Origin of the sequence: Pseudoflavonifractor sp. MSJ-30 (assembly GCF_018918045.1) — a bacterium.
Taxonomy (GTDB): domain Bacteria; phylum Bacillota; class Clostridia; order Oscillospirales; family Oscillospiraceae; genus Faecousia.
On the sequence record NZ_JAHLPU010000070.1, the window covers coordinates 58,082 to 72,209 of the forward strand.

General features: G+C 56.2%; 13 protein-coding genes and 4 tRNA genes. 9 read left to right on the top strand and 8 right to left on the bottom strand.

Features of this window, described 5'->3' with window-relative positions; translation table 11 throughout:
- Positions 1-33: 33 nt before the first annotated feature.
- From KQI10_RS10905 to KQI10_RS10915, 3 genes are all read left to right on the top strand, one after another.
- Positions 34-107 (top strand) — tRNA-Gly (locus KQI10_RS10905).
- Positions 108-115: 8 nt separating this feature from the next.
- A tRNA-Arg gene (locus KQI10_RS10910) sits at positions 116-192 on the top strand.
- 18 nt (positions 193-210) lie between these two features.
- A tRNA-His gene (locus KQI10_RS10915) sits at positions 211-287 on the top strand.
- Positions 288-677: 390 nt separating this feature from the next.
- Here the strand turns inward: KQI10_RS10915 and KQI10_RS10920 are convergent.
- Positions 678-1,658: a zinc ribbon domain-containing protein gene (locus KQI10_RS10920; RefSeq protein WP_216567426.1), complete on the bottom strand. Its 981-nt coding sequence runs from the start codon at positions 1,656-1,658 to the stop codon at positions 678-680.
- A 164-nt stretch (positions 1,659-1,822) separates the two neighbouring features.
- Positions 1,823-3,178, bottom strand: a complete 1,356-nt coding sequence (locus tag KQI10_RS10925; protein WP_216567427.1) for a 5'-nucleotidase C-terminal domain-containing protein — start codon at positions 3,176-3,178, stop codon at positions 1,823-1,825.
- A 180-nt stretch (positions 3,179-3,358) separates the two neighbouring features.
- Here KQI10_RS10925 and KQI10_RS10930 point away from each other — a divergent pair, with 180 nt between their 5' ends.
- Positions 3,359-3,718, top strand: coding sequence for a helix-turn-helix transcriptional regulator (locus KQI10_RS10930; RefSeq protein ID WP_216567428.1), 360 nt, complete (start codon positions 3,359-3,361; stop codon positions 3,716-3,718).
- 63 nt (positions 3,719-3,781) lie between these two features.
- Here KQI10_RS10930 and KQI10_RS10935 read toward each other — a convergent pair whose 3' ends face one another.
- The 6 genes from KQI10_RS10935 to KQI10_RS10960 all read right to left on the bottom strand — a co-directional run bounded on the left by KQI10_RS10935 (position 3,782) and on the right by KQI10_RS10960 (position 9,365).
- Positions 3,782-4,489 carry a carbon monoxide dehydrogenase gene (locus KQI10_RS10935; RefSeq protein WP_216567429.1) on the bottom strand — a complete coding sequence of 236 codons (708 nt, stop codon included), beginning with the start codon at positions 4,487-4,489 and terminating at the stop codon, positions 3,782-3,784.
- A gap of 1 nt (position 4,490) precedes the next feature.
- A complete protein-coding gene (locus KQI10_RS10940) occupies positions 4,491-4,655 on the bottom strand; it encodes a hypothetical protein (protein ID WP_216567441.1) in 165 nt (54 codons plus the stop codon).
- A 10-nt stretch (positions 4,656-4,665) separates the two neighbouring features.
- On the bottom strand, positions 4,666-5,463 hold the full coding sequence (locus KQI10_RS10945) for an acyl-CoA dehydratase activase (protein ID WP_216567430.1): 798 nt from the start codon (positions 5,461-5,463) through the stop codon (positions 4,666-4,668).
- A gap of 233 nt (positions 5,464-5,696) precedes the next feature.
- A complete protein-coding gene (locus tag KQI10_RS10950) occupies positions 5,697-7,259 on the bottom strand; it encodes a 2-hydroxyacyl-CoA dehydratase family protein (RefSeq protein WP_216567431.1) in 1,563 nt (520 codons plus the stop codon).
- A complete protein-coding gene (locus KQI10_RS10955) occupies positions 7,252-8,448 on the bottom strand; it encodes a 2-hydroxyacyl-CoA dehydratase family protein (RefSeq protein ID WP_216567432.1) in 1,197 nt (398 codons plus the stop codon). The genes KQI10_RS10950 and KQI10_RS10955 overlap by 8 nt, the downstream gene beginning before the upstream one ends.
- 152 nt (positions 8,449-8,600) lie before the next feature.
- Complete coding sequence (locus KQI10_RS10960) at positions 8,601-9,365, bottom strand: AAA family ATPase (protein WP_216567433.1); 765 nt, start codon at positions 9,363-9,365, stop codon at positions 8,601-8,603.
- A 347-nt stretch (positions 9,366-9,712) separates the two neighbouring features.
- Between KQI10_RS10960 and hypB the strand changes: the two genes are divergently transcribed.
- The 5 genes from hypB (at position 9,713) to KQI10_RS10985 (ending at position 14,030) form a co-directional block, all read left to right on the top strand.
- Positions 9,713-10,384 (top strand): hydrogenase nickel incorporation protein HypB, encoded by a 672-nt coding sequence (gene hypB / locus KQI10_RS10965; protein ID WP_216567434.1) that lies wholly within the window; start codon positions 9,713-9,715, stop codon positions 10,382-10,384.
- A 48-nt stretch (positions 10,385-10,432) separates the two neighbouring features.
- Entirely contained in the window at positions 10,433-13,303 is a 2,871-nt protein-coding gene (locus KQI10_RS10970; RefSeq protein WP_216567435.1) for an FAD-dependent oxidoreductase, read from the top strand.
- Positions 13,303-13,647 carry a hydrogenase maturation nickel metallochaperone HypA gene (locus KQI10_RS10975; protein WP_216567436.1) on the top strand — a complete coding sequence of 115 codons (345 nt, stop codon included), beginning with the start codon at positions 13,303-13,305 and terminating at the stop codon, positions 13,645-13,647. The genes KQI10_RS10970 and KQI10_RS10975 overlap by 1 nt, the downstream gene beginning before the upstream one ends.
- 58 nt (positions 13,648-13,705) lie before the next feature.
- Positions 13,706-13,888: a hypothetical protein gene (locus KQI10_RS10980; RefSeq protein ID WP_216567437.1), complete on the top strand. Its 183-nt coding sequence runs from the start codon at positions 13,706-13,708 to the stop codon at positions 13,886-13,888.
- A 66-nt stretch (positions 13,889-13,954) separates the two neighbouring features.
- Positions 13,955-14,030: transfer RNA gene (locus tag KQI10_RS10985), tRNA-Thr, on the top strand.
- Positions 14,031-14,128 lie beyond the last annotated feature (98 nt).

Sequence of the window (14,128 nt, forward strand, 5' to 3'; positions counted from 1 at the left end):
TATCAAAGCTGAATCGCTCAGGTAAGGGCTTACGCGGGTGTAGTTCAATGGTAGAACACCAGCCTTCCAAGCTGGATACGCGGGTCCGATTCCCGTCACCCGCTCCATTCGAGATGCGCCAATAGCTCAGCTGGATAGAGCAACTGCCTTCTAAGCAGTAGGTCGGGGGTTCGAGTCCCTCTTGGCGTACCAGTTCAGAAATTACAGATGGTGGATATGGCCTAGTTGGCTAAGGCGTCAGATTGTGGCTCTGAAGATCGTGGGTTCGAGTCCCATTATCCACCCCATAAAAAAGAAGCACCCTTTCAGGGTGCTTCTTTTTTATGGAATCCGGTGGATAATGGGACTCGAAAGGGCGGCGGCAGCTCTGCTGCCGTAAAAACAGTCCGGTGGACTGTTTTTAGCCCGTGGGAGAGTCCCCTTTTCTCCGAACGCACCCCGTAAGGGGTGTGGGCGGAGAAAAGTCACTCAACGCGGGGCACCCTTTCAGGGTGCTTCTTTTTTATGGAATCCGGTGGATAATGGGACTCGAAGAGAGCGGCCCGCCCGTCAGGGCGGGTAAAAAAGTGTCCGGTGGACACTTTTTTAGCTCGGGGGAGAGTCCCGTTTGCCGCGCCAGCGGCAAACAATAGGCGGAACGGGAAAACAACCTGCTGGATAGCCCTGACGAAATGAACCTAAGTGGTGATATCCACATCAAGAATGTAGTAGGAGTAACTGACGGAGTATCCGTTTCTCGCAATTTGCGGGACATCGATAGAAACTGTATATTCCGAATGCGGTTCTATCTTGAGTGTATCCGTTACAACACTATCCAGTAATTCGTCGCTGTTATACTTATAAAACTCAAAGATATAGGCCTGCTCGTATTTATAGTCTGTGTTATTTTGCAGATACAGTGTGATAGTGCTGTTCCGGAAGTCACCATCTTTTGCTTTCTCATGTCCACTTTCGGCCAAGTCACTTAATGCGTTAAGAAACGCCTTTTCTTCGGAGAGAATATTGGTGAAAATTTCGTCATATACCATACTGCCTTGCATAAAACCAAAATTTTTATGCAAATTCACAATTACCTGGTCGCAATAGTATTTTCCGGCAAGTAATTCAAATTGAATCGAATTTGCAGAGTCGTAGGTATAAGCGTTGACAATGCGTTCGAGTCCTTCTGTATATTGATCGACAGTTGCATCCAAACCGTCGGTATGGAACTCCAGGGCTTGATATTTTCTGATTTCTTTCAGCGTTTGCGAAGCTTCTTCTGCCGTGATGCCTGTACCATCATAGCCACGAGAGATTTCGTCTCTTACAATTGCATCCATATCCTCCAGAAAAGAGATATCATTCAATACCCATTTGCTGTCACTGTAATCGAGATTTTCCAAACGTTTCCTCGCAGTGGAATAGTTTCCGGAATACATTGCATTAAGGCCGTCGTGGTACAACCAAATGCGGTATGCATACCAAGCACCAACAGCCAGAAGCACAACCAAAATGATAGATGGAATAATTGAATGCTTCTTCTTTGCTTTTGGCTGTACTGCTTCATTGTCAGAAGTTTCCATGCTGCCAATGTGAGGTGCCGGACAGGCACAGTTTGGGCAGGCTTTTGCACGGTCGGAGTATTCTTTTCCACATTCAGGGCAAATAATCAGCGCCATATAGAAGCCTCCTAATGTCTGTTATAGAATACATTATAGCATGGTATTTGCAGAATGTATAGCTAATCATGCACGAATTTCGCGAGATTTAGGCGAAAATACGGAACGGGAAACATAATAGAACGGTTCCGAAAGACAGCAACCTGTTGCCCCCTGTAGTTGCTCTATCTTTCCCGTTTTACCTCTCCTGCCCGAAACACCGCCTCGTTCATCAGATATTCCTCCACCAGATCCCGGATGAACCGCTTGTCGAACTTCGCTTCCTCATCCGGCACGGCCAGACTGGGATAGCCTGAGCCGCGCTGCAGATAGTCATCGGTTACAATGGTATAGTCTTTTCGGGGGTCCAGCGGCTTTCCGTCAATCTCCACGGCGAAGGGATCCCGGTGCAGCGTTACGTTGCTGCTGAAGCCCAGACAGCCCAGCACGGTTCCCCGGAATCCGGAACCCTGGCCGGACTGGTGGATATGGGCATCGTCCAGGGACCGGCGAATGGCTTCCAGCAGCTTTTCCCCCGGCAGAGTGTATATCGTTGGGTTCAGTTTGGAGGGGAGCAGTTCAATAAGGCTTTTCCGGGACACGGGTCTGCGCAGAGGCCCCAAAGCAATGCCGTTGTGCATGAGGGCCAAATCCCCGCCGAATTCCCTGTGCAGACAGTCGCAGATAAAGTTCGTCAGGGCGCTTTCCCGGAAGGGGTCAAAGTCCAGTTCCCGCAGAATGGGAAGCTCCTGTGAGAGAATGGCATCCGCCATGGCCTGGGCTTCTTTCAGCCGGGCATCGAACGAAGGACTTCTTCGCGCCGGAAGTTCAATCTGCGCGGAGTCCAGAATCCGGATATTCCCCTCATCGATATCCAGAGCCACCCGGCCCAGGTATTCCCCCTTGCCGGACTGGGAATACCCCGCTTCCGCAACAACGGTGTGGGAGTGTCCGCCCAGCCACAGGTCCATGGGCGGCAAACGCTTTGCCAGTTCCCGGTCCACCAGGTGTCCGCTGTGGGAAAGAAGAATGGAAAAGTCGTATTTTCCCTGATTCTCATTCAGAATCTGTGTTACCGCCGGAACGGGATCAATCGTGCGCAGGTTTCCCATTTCGAAAAACAGGTTGTATTTGTCCGCAATCATGCCCGCACCGTAATAGGGCGCCAGACCGATGACCAGAAATCGTTTGCCGCAGCGCTCCAGAATCACATGGCTTTTCAGGCCCGGAACAGGCGTGCCGTCATTGCGGCAGATGTTGGCGCAGAGCATGGGCAGCTGAGCAAGCCGCTCCAGATCCGCGCTTCCCAGATCAATCTCATTGTTCCCAACGGCCATGGCCTCCGGGCGGCAGAGCGCCAGCAATTCCAGAGCGCTCCTGCCCCGGTCGGCCTGTACCAGAACGTTTTTCAGATCCAGAAAGTCACCGCTGTCAAAATACAGATCCGATTTTTCCCGATGGTCGGACAGATAGGCGCGGACCCGGCTCAGGAAGGAGAAATCCGCATGGATGTCGTTGGTGTGATAGATATTCAGACGCACAGCGATGGCCTCGATTCCGTAGTGTATTTTTCTTATTATACGAAAAATCCTCCCAGTCGGTCAAGCACGTTTTCAAAGACGGAGATAAGATTATAAAAATATGCGAAACGCTCTTGCGCCCGCTTCGATTTCCGCCTATAATAAACGCAGGATTCGAACCCCACAAGGAGGTTTTTGTCAATGCGCGATTGCTGTCTGCCCCACAACCACGGGGGCGTGTTTGAACATGGAGAGGAGAATATGCCGGGCACGGAGGATTTCTCCACCGTGGCAGATGTGTTCAAGAAGCTGGATGACCCCAGCCGGCTGAAAATTTTCTGGCTGCTGTGCCACTGTGAGGAGTGCGTTATCAATCTGTCCTCGCTGATGGAAATGAGCAGCCCTGCTGTGTCCCACCACCTGAAGGTGCTCCGCTCTGCCGGGCTGATTGTCAGCCGCCGGGAGGGAAAGGAGGTCTATTACAAGGCCGCCGATACCGCCGTCTGCCGGACGCTCCACGAGACCATTGAAAAGATCATGGAAATCTCCTGCCCAAAGTAAAGAGCAGATAGAAAATACAGGGGACGATACCCGCATCGTCCCCTGTATTTTTGCGCAAAAATGTTACTGCTGTTCCTGCCCGAAGTGCAGCTGGCGGATACCCTCCACCTCGTCGCAGACCTTCTTCAGACTACATACATTGCAGTCCGTCATGGCGGCGGTCATGGCATGGTCAACAGCCCGGGTGATTTCCCGGCTTTTTTGGATGGTTTCCTCCAGCGCGCCAAAGGGAAAGGCGGAATCTGTAATGTAGATCAGGCGGACGGCCTGAATCTGGGGGTTTTCGTGGTAGCTTTTCACCATCAGTCCGCCTGCCTGGGAGAAAGTCAGGCCCTTTTTCAGGGCATCCCGGCTGACCCGGGCGGATTCCCGGCCCTGGATGGCGGAAATGCGGGTCATGAAGCCCTCCGGGTTCACATGGTAGCGCACGAAGTCGATTTTTTTAATGGCCTGATACAGGGCGCTGCCCTGATCCGGCAGACCGTCCCTGACGCTGGCGACGGTGAGCCGGGCGTAGGGGACATCCTTCCGGATCTCCGGCAGATCCGGTCCGCAGAGCAGAATCTCATCCTGCGCAAACCCGCCCGCGGTTACCGCCGTGGCCCCCAGAGCGGGTAAGTTTTCGCCGCCCAGTTCATAGGCCATGTCGGAGCGCAGAATCATGTTCCGGCTGCCCGTGTCCGGCCAGCCATCCGACAGAGGCAGGGACCGAACCGGGAGGCCGTCCAGCAGGGACTGCCACTGGGCAATGATTTCTTCGTAGAGCCGCATATTACAGATGCCGATCCCGCTTGATCTTGTCGTAGTGCTTCAGAAACAGAGGCTCCAGCGCGGCGGTGAGCTTCATGTCCAGATTGAAGAAATACACCACAAAGGTCAGCACGAACAGGGCGGCCACAACGATGGCGGCAATGCCCAGAATTTTCAGAATAATCATAATTTCCTCCTCAGCCCTGGGCCAGACCCTTCTGCCGGGCAAATTCCGCCGCGCCAATGGCGCCGATCAGCTGGGGATCTACCGGCAGGTCGATGACCTTCAGTTTCAGCACCTTCTGAATGGCCTGCTTCAAGCCCTCGTTCTTGGCGCAGCCGCCGGTCAGGGTGATCTTGTCCACGGCACCGGCTTTTTTTGCCATGACGAAGCAGCGCTTGGCAACGGACAGCTGGATGCCCGCCGCGATTTCATCCATGGGCTTGCCCTCACCCACCAGAGAGATGACCTCGGACTCGGCAAAGACCGTGCACTGGGCCGTAATGGGAATGACGTTTTTGGCCTGCAGGGACAGGTTGGAGAACTCCGTCAGCTCCATTTCGAAGGCCTTGGCCATGGCCTCAAAGAACCGGCCCGTACCGGCGGCGCACTTGTCGTTCATGGCGAAGTTCAGCACGGTGCCGTCGGTGTCCACGGCGATGCCCTTCACGTCCTGGCCGCCGATATCGATAATGGCCCGAACGCTGGGGTCCACCACGTGGACGCCCATGGCATGACAGCTGATTTCGGAAATATTCTCGTCCGCCGCGGGCACCTTGTTCCGGCCGTAGCCGGTGCCCACCAGATAGCTCAGGTCCCGGTAGGAATTCAGCTCCTTAACCTGGGAAACCGCCTGATTCAGAGCGTCCTCACAGCTGAGCACGGAATTGATGCGGCTGCGCAGGGTGACGTCAGCCACCATTTTGCCGGTCTCATCCAGAATGACGCATTTTGTATAGGTACTGCCGGAATCACATCCGCCGAAATAACGCATAATTTTTATCTCCTTACTATATTCAACTGCCTTCCCCTGGGGGAAGGTGGGCCGCCGATAGGCGGGTCGGATGAGGGGCGGGACGCAGAACCGATGTAGAATCAGCCTATGCAGTCTCTGTTCCGTCCAGCAGAGCTAGATTGCGTAGTTTTCCCTTTGCCGGTTCTGCGTATCGCCCCTCACAGGTGCGGGCTGCGCCCTGCCAGCTTCCCCCGGGGGAAGCCGTTCTTACATTACCACGAGTTCTCGTCGTGGATGACCTCCAGGGTGGGGTCAATGGGTTCCTCCCGCATGACGGAACGCATATAGCGGTTCACCTGATCCCGGACACCCTGACGGGTGACGATCCGGGGATCGAACAGGTCGTGGGTGACCCAAACCAGATGGATGCCCAGCTGCCGGGCCTTTTCCTCGAACTGGCCGTGCATGCCGTCCAGCGCCTTGCAGCTCATGTGCTCCCAGAGAATGACCATGTCCGCTTTGAATTCTTCGCAGAACTCCCACAGCTCATCCAGCAGCACCTTGTAGCCGCCGTGGGTCCGGTTGCGCATGATCATGTTCTCCGTCAGCCAGGCCATATCGTAAATAGCCTGCTCCCGGTTCTCCGGGGTGTCTTCTTCTGCCAGCACCTTGGTGGAGACCATGCTCAGCATGTCTGTCAGAGGCACGATGCCCCAGCAATTCAGCAGCCACAGCAGGAAATCCATGTAGTAGTGGGACTGCACGCCCCAGACAATGGCCCGGTGGCGGTATTCTTTGGCCATGCGCTTCTTTTTGGCGTAGGCCTGTTCCGCAAGTCTGGCAATCGTCCGGTCCGCCTCCACGAATTCCGGCACCTTGCCGCAGATGGCCATATAGTTGGTCTCTGTGTACAGAGCCAGATTGGAGCCGAAGACCTGGGGGTAGTCCGTCTTGTTCATATCCAGCCATTCCTGACGGTACTTGGTGGAGATATTCACCCGCCTGGCGCACTCGAAGTAATGCTTCCAGTCCCACTTCTCCCCGGTGTGCTCTTCTACGAAGGCAATGGCGTTCCGGATCTCCTGGGCGGCGTATTCCTGCACGTCCTCCTCCCGGTGCCGCAGGGGGGCGGCCAGCTGGAAGCAGGGAATGCCGTCCTCCAGCTCCAGACGTTTGGAGATGACGCCGTTGCCCATGAGGGAACCGTCGCAGGTGGTGTTGCACTGGATGGCGCAGGCGCCTAAGACAGGCGCGTCGTCGTCAATGGATACGCCGGCCTCGGCCTCCGGCATGGGGCATACGTCGCCGGCCAGACCGTATTCCTGAGCTACGTCAATATAGTGCAGGGCGGCGTTCTGGTTCAGCAGAACGGACACATAGGTAGAGGGGGTCTCCCGGCTCAGGCCCTTCAGAGTGGGGAAGCCCATCATGACGGCGGTCATTTCATTTTCGTCCACCAGGACCACCTTTTTGGAGAATTCCGTGTCGTTGCCGATGCGGCGGTCACCCCGGAACAGGTTGTCCAGGAGCTTTGCCACATCCTTGATGATCAGGTCCTGCTCTGTGTGGCAGATGCGCAGATATTCGCCCCGGAGCCCCTGGGTGTGCCGGTCCACCATCATGGGCACGGCCAGATAGTTGGCCATCCAGCGGTAGCGGAACATGGCCTTGATGTTCCGGGGCTTGATAACGAAGCCCGCCAGAGTGCCCATAATGCCCAGCCAGCACTTGTAATCGTACATGGTGTCTGCCAAGCCCCGCCATTCCCGGCGCCTGCGGACCTTGCCGTTGGTGTAAAAATCGCCCAGACGGTCGGCGCCGATTTCTTTAGCCACGAACAGCACCTCCCTGAATCTTCTTGATCTCCATACTCTCTACAAAGGCCTGGACACGGGTCCGCAGCTGGCCGGAGGAACCGACAGCGTAGGGCCGGTCTACGGACAGCACGGGGTATCCGTACTCGTCCCGAAGCACCTGAGTGCCTACCATGCGCTCATAGGCCCAGGGGTCGCAGAATTTGACCTGCTCATAGATAATGCCGTCGGCTTTGTAATCCTTGGCCAGCTGGTTGACATAAGCACGGCGGCCCAGCATTTTTTCCATGTTCATATACCGGGGACACTGGGCACGGTACATATACTGGCGGCAGATCTGGGTGAGGGCGTCCTCATCCCCGGTCAGTTCAATGGGATCCCGGCCCGGGAAGGAGCCGTAGCAGAACCGGTCCGCGCAGACATAGGCCCCGCTTTCCTCAATCAGTTTCACCATGTCGATGTCGTCCACCTCAGAGCCTACCAGAACGACTCTGGCCCGGAATTTGGGCTTGGGATCCGGCTGACGGGTCTCCAGCTCCTTCAGTGTCTCCTCCAGCATGGGGATCAGAAGGTACTTGGGGGCGGCGTAGCTGATGAGGTTGATGATGTGGTATTCGTAGCCCGTGATCCGGGGATTCTCTTCCTTCCGGTATTCGCCGATCTCCCGGATCAGGCGGCACAGATGGTTGTGCTCCTCCACGGCCTTGCGGATGGCGGCATCGGAAACATCAATGCCGAAATGCTCCCGCAAAGGTGTGAGAATGTGGTTTTTACACTGCAAAACATAGAGATTCAGGCCGTTGTCATCGGCCTTCATGGGAATTTCCATGTAGGAGTAAAAAAAGTGCTCCTTTTCCATGGTCTTGAGCAATTCCATATTCTCCACGCATCGGTTCATCATGGAGCAGCCATCCGGGGTGAAGACGCAGTCGGCGAAGTTGAAGCCGCCTTCAATGGCCCGCTCCAGCAGGGCCCGGCTGTATTCGCACAGGAAGCTGGTCATGTAATAGGTGCCCATTTCCATGGAACCGGTCCTGGGTGCCCGCAGCCGCGCGGAAAATACCCCGGGCAGATTCAGCAGGGGCTCCGGCACATTCTCGCAGGTGTAGGCGGCGCAATACTTCCCCTCTGCCTGGGCCTGCCGCACCAGATCGTTGTTGGCCTCCTGCAGGAGACGCTCAAAGTCGTATAAATACTTTAGATCCTTCATTTTTCCCTCTTTCTTTCCAATTGACAATTAAGGAGTTTCCCGCGGAAACAGTTCGAGATTTTTCGTCCCGCAGGGACACCACAATTGTCAATTGTTCATTGTGAATTGTCAATTTGTTCTTTTACAAGCTTTGACGGATCATTCCGCCCCTCTTATATTCCCAGCTTTTCCACCGCTTCCCTTACCCCCCGGACGATGTTGGCATCCTCCGGCAGATAGAAGACGTTTTCGCCCCGTATGTCAAATTCGGTAAGGGCCGGGTCGTTTTCGATGTAGCTCAGCACCGGGATATCCCCGGTGTCCAGCAGGGGAATCACATCTTTGGAGGGCAGACGGTTGACGATGGTGCCCACCTGGTCGTACATGACCAGCTCATCGGCCACTTCTTTCACAGTCCGGATTACCTGGGTGCCCTTCTTGCTGGCGTCTGTAATCAGCAGCAAATGGGTGACTTTCTCCATGACCCGGCGGTTGATCTGCTCCACGCCTGCCTCACCGTCGATGACCACATAGTCGAAGCTGTCTGCCAGCAGGCTGATGACCTCCTTCAGGTAGCCGTTGACTTTGCAGTAGCACCCGGCGCTTTCCGGCCGGCCAATGGCGAGAAAGGCGAAGCCCGGGGCCTCGGCCACGGCATCGAAAATCCGGCACCGGGCCTCGCCCAGCAGCTCCACGGCGGCTTTGGCATCTCCCTCCCTGGCCTGGGCAACAACGGCTTTGCGGATATCGTCCACAGTCATGCAGACCTCAATGCCCAGAGCGGTGGAAAGCCCAACCGCGGGGTCCGCGTCAATGGCAAGGATTTTTTTATCCGGGTGTGTCCGGCACAGCAGACGGACCAGTGTGGCGGCAACGGATGTTTTGCCGACGCCGCCCTTTCCGGCTACGGCCAGGATCACCGGTTCTGTCTTCTCCATAATACCCACCTCCTCATACTCGAAGGTATTCTATCACAGAGTACGATGGATTGGCATTCGTTTTTATTCACAAATAATCCAAACAAAACTCCATGCTTTAATCGATATTTTTGTAACTATTGCGCATATTCGAGGATATAGGGTCAAAAAGAGAGAAATTCCGAATTTTTTACATTGGTTAGCGGTTGCTAACCAATGATTTATGTTGATTTTGCACATATTTTGGGCATTTACCCCACGGATGCGCAATTGACATTCCAGAGGCCTTCATGTATAGTTATAGCTGAGAAAAGCGGCTTTTCACTGTTTTCAGGATGGAAAAGCCGTTATGCAGGAGGGAGTTTCTCATGGATCCGTACCGTGTGATCGAGGTGAAGCAGAGCGTCTTCGCCGACAACGATAAAGATGCCGACGCGCTGCGCCGGGAAATGAAGGGGCAGGGTACCTTTTTGGTGAATTTAATGTCTTCTCCCGGCTCCGGGAAGACCACGACCCTGACAAAGCTTCTGAAGGCCCTGCCCCGGGATATACGGGTAGGGGTTATGGAGGCGGATATCGATTCCGATGTGGACGCGGGGACCATCGCGGCCACCGGTACCAGGGTTATCCAACTGCACACCGGCGGCATGTGCCATCTGGACGCGGACATGACCCGGCAGGGCGTCCGCCAACTGGGTACGGAAGGGCTGGACCTGGTGATCCTGGAGAATGTGGGCAACCTGGTGTGCCCGGCAGAATTCGACACCGGCGCGGCATTGAATATGATGATTCTGTCCGTGCCCGAGGGCCACGACAAGCCTTTGAAGTATCCTCTGGTATTCCAGGTGTGCAACGCCATGATTATTAACAAAATCGATGTTCTGCCGTATTTTGACTTTGACATGGAAAAGGTCGCGGAGTACGCCAGAATGCGCAACCCGGATATCCGCATTTTCCCCATCAGCGCCAAGACCGGCGAGGGCGTTCAGGCTCTGGCCGACTGGCTTGCCGAACAGATCCGGAACTGGAAGCAGAAATAAGGAAATAAAAAACAGGCAGATACTGCCGGAAAGAAAAGGTAGGAGCGAATGATTGATCAGGAACTGAAGAAAAGAGCCTTTGAGCCCGCCGCCAAGGGCGACCCCGCGCCCCGGGAAAAGGTGCTGAAGGTCGGCAAAATGATTACGGACGTCGTTGAGCACAAGCTGGGCAAAATCTCATCCCAGGATGCCGAGTACTGGGGCCTGGAGGCCCTGCTTACCGACGAGATGTGCGACATCATGCTGGCCATGAAGGTCCGCAAGCCCCACACTGTCCCCGAGCTGTGGAAGCTGTGCAATGTGAAGGAAGAGGACAAGGCCCACTTCCAGGAGGTGCTGGACAAGCTGGCGTTCATGGGTCTGCTGGAATATGACTACGGCTACCACTACGACCACAACGGCCGCACCGCCCCCCAGTCCGAGCGGCGGTACTTTGTGCCCATGTTTGTTCCCGGCTCCGCCGAGCTGCTGAACATTGACGAGAGCGGCAGCGGCGAAGTCCCCTGCTATGACGAGCGGGGCGAGATTCCCTACAACACCCGGCTCCAGGAGCATCCGGAGCTGGCTACATTCTTTGAACGCATGACCTATGTGCCTCTGGCTGGGAAGACCCACCTGATGCCTCCCGGCGGCGGCGGCGTGGGCATGCATGTCATCCCCGTGGAAAAGGCCATCCCCATGGAGAACCAGAGTCTGGATATCGAGCATCTCAGCTACTGGCTGAAGAAGTATGAGGGCCACATCGGCGTTGCCCAGTGCTCCTGCCGGGCCAGCCGGGGCGTCATGGGCGAGGGCTGCGCGGACGATCCCGCCTCCTGGTGCATCGGCGTAGGCGACTTCGCCGACTACTGCCGGGAGACCGGCAAGGGCCACGACATCACCTATGAAGAGGCCATCCGCATTCTGGAAAAGGCCGAGGAAAACGGTTTTGTCCACCAGATCACCAATATTGACGGCGAGAACAAGATCTTCGGTATCTGCAACTGCAACGTGCAGATTTGCAACGCCCTGAGAACCTCTCAGCTGTTCAATACGCCCAACCTGTCCCGGTCCGCTTATACCGCCGAGGTAGATCGGGAGAAGTGCGTGGCCTGCGGCAAGTGCGTGGAGTATTGTCCCGCCGGCGCCGTGAAGCTGGGCCAGAAGCTCTGCGATAAGGAAGGCAAAGTCGTGGAGTACCCCAAGCATGAGCTGCCCAACTCCATCAAGTGGGGCCCCGAGCACTGGGATCCCGACTACCGGGACAACAACCGGAAAAACTGCTACGACAAGGGCACCGCGCCTTGCAAGACCGCCTGCCCCGCCCATGTGGCCGTTCAGGGCTATCTGAAGCTGGCTGCCCAGGGCAAGTATCAGGAGGCACTGGCGCTGATCAAGAAGGACAATCCCTTCCCGGCGGTCTGCGGCCGTATCTGCAACAAGCGCTGTGAAGAGGCCTGCACCCGGGGTACCATTGACGAGGCCGTGGCCATCGACGCGGTCAAGAAGTTCCTGGCGGAGCAGGATCTGAATGCCGAGACCCGCTATATTCCCCCTGTGGTCATCGCCTCCAGCCGTCTGGACCATTGGGCACAGAAGATTGCCATCATTGGCTCCGGTCCCGCGGGCCTGTCTGCCGCTTACTACCTGGCCACCAAGGGCTATAAGCCCACGGTGTTTGAGAAGAGCGCCAAGCCCGGCGGTATGCTGACCTACGGCATCCCCTCCTTCAAGCTGGAGAAAAACATCATCGACGCCGAGGTTCAGGTCATCCGGGAACTGGGCGTGGAGATCAAGTGCGGCGTAGAGGTGGGCAAGGATGTGACCATCCCCGAGCTGCGGAAGCAGGGCTATGAGGCATTCTATGTCGCCATCGGCTGTCAGGGCGGCCGCCGTCCCGGCGTGGCAAACGACACCGCCGAGGGCACCAGCATTGCTGTGGAGTTCCTGCATCATGCGCTGGAGGATGAGAACCAGAAGATGGAGGGCAACGTGGTGGTCGTCGGCGGCGGCAACGTGGCCGTGGACTGCGCCAAGACCGCAAAGCGCTTCGGCGCGGCAAGCGTTGCCATGGTCTGCCTGGAGGACCGGGCTACCATGCCTGCCTCCAACAATGAGATCGCCGAAACTCTGGAAGAGGGCATTCAGATCAACAACAGCTGGGGCCCCAAGGAGCTGAAGGTGGACGAGAACGGTCATGTGACCGCCATTGTCTTCAAGCGCTGCCTGCGGACCATCGATCCCGAGACCAAGCGGTTCTCCCCCGTTTATGACGAGAACGAGACCATGGAGCTGGCAGCAGACCATGTGGTCTTCGCCATCGGCCAGGCCATCGAGTGGGGCAAGCTGCTGGAGGGCAGCAAGGTGGAGTTCTGGCGGGGCAACTACCCCGTGGCGGATCCTCTGACCTACCAGACCGCCGAGCCGGATATCTTCGTGGGCGGCGACGTGTACCACGGGCCCAAGTTTGCCATCGACGCCATTGAAGAAGGCAAGTGCGCTGCCGAATCCCTGCATCGGTATGTCCATAAGGGCGCGGATATGAAGATCGGCCGGAATCGCCGGGACTTTATCATGCTGGACAAGGATAACATTTCTGTCGCCGGTTACGACCATGCGGGCCGCCAGGAGGCCGGTATGGACGAGAGCGTGCCCAAGTATTCCTTCCGGGATGCCCACAAGACCCTGACCGCCGAGCAGGTGAAGATCGAGACGGCCCGCTGTCTGGGCTGCGGCGCCAGTTGGGTGGACCCCAATAAGTGTATTGGCTGTGGCGTGTGCACCACCAAGTGCGCCTTTGACGCCATCCATCTGAAGCGGGATCATCCCGAATGCTCCAAGATGATGAAGGCGGAGGATAAGATCAAGGGCATTATCCCCATGGCGGGCAAACGCCTGGGCCAGACCATTGTCACCAAGCTGGGCGGGAAGAAAGACTGATGCACGAACTGGGTGTTGTATTCCACATTGCGGACAGCGTGGTGAAGATCGCCCAGGACAACGGGGCCTCCCGTGTCCGCCGGGTGACGGTGCAGATCGGCGAGGTTTCCACCGTGATCCCGGACTATCTGATCGATGTGTGGAAATGGAACTGTAAGCGTACCCCCATGCTGGAGGACTGCGAGCTCCTGTGGGAGCCAATCCATGCCATTACCTACTGCGAAAACTGCGGGAAAACCTATGATACGGTGCCCCAGGGCAAGATCTGCCCCCATTGCGGCAGTGACAGGACCTATCTGCAGCAGGGCAATGAGCTGGAAATAAAAGAGATCGCTGTAGAGTAGAAAAACCGGTGCGCCGCCCGTGAAACGGCGGCGCACCGAAAATGTAGGAGGCAGAATCATGAAGATCCGGGGGTTTATCATTGGCGCCATAGGCGTGGTGGCATTGCTGTTGCCGGAGCTGCTGGATGTTTTTCTTCGAAACCAGCAGGAGGACGAGACAGCTCTGGGCCGTAAAAAGCGGATAATCGGCATCGTGCTGCTGTTTATCGGCCTCTTCGTGGCGGCAGTGGATAACCTGTGAAATTGCCCTCTTGACAATTGCAAAATTCGTGGTATAATACAAGGGCTTTCAGTGAGCGGAACACCTGCCGGTATAGCTCAGTTGGTAGAGCAGCTGATTTGTAATCAGCAGGTCGGGGGTTCGAGTCCGTCTACCGGCTCCACACGGAAAGTGAACTGCATATGGGGGAATTCCCGAGTGGCCAAAGGGGACAGACTGTAAATCTGCTGCTTATAGCTTCGGTGGTTCGAATCCACCTTC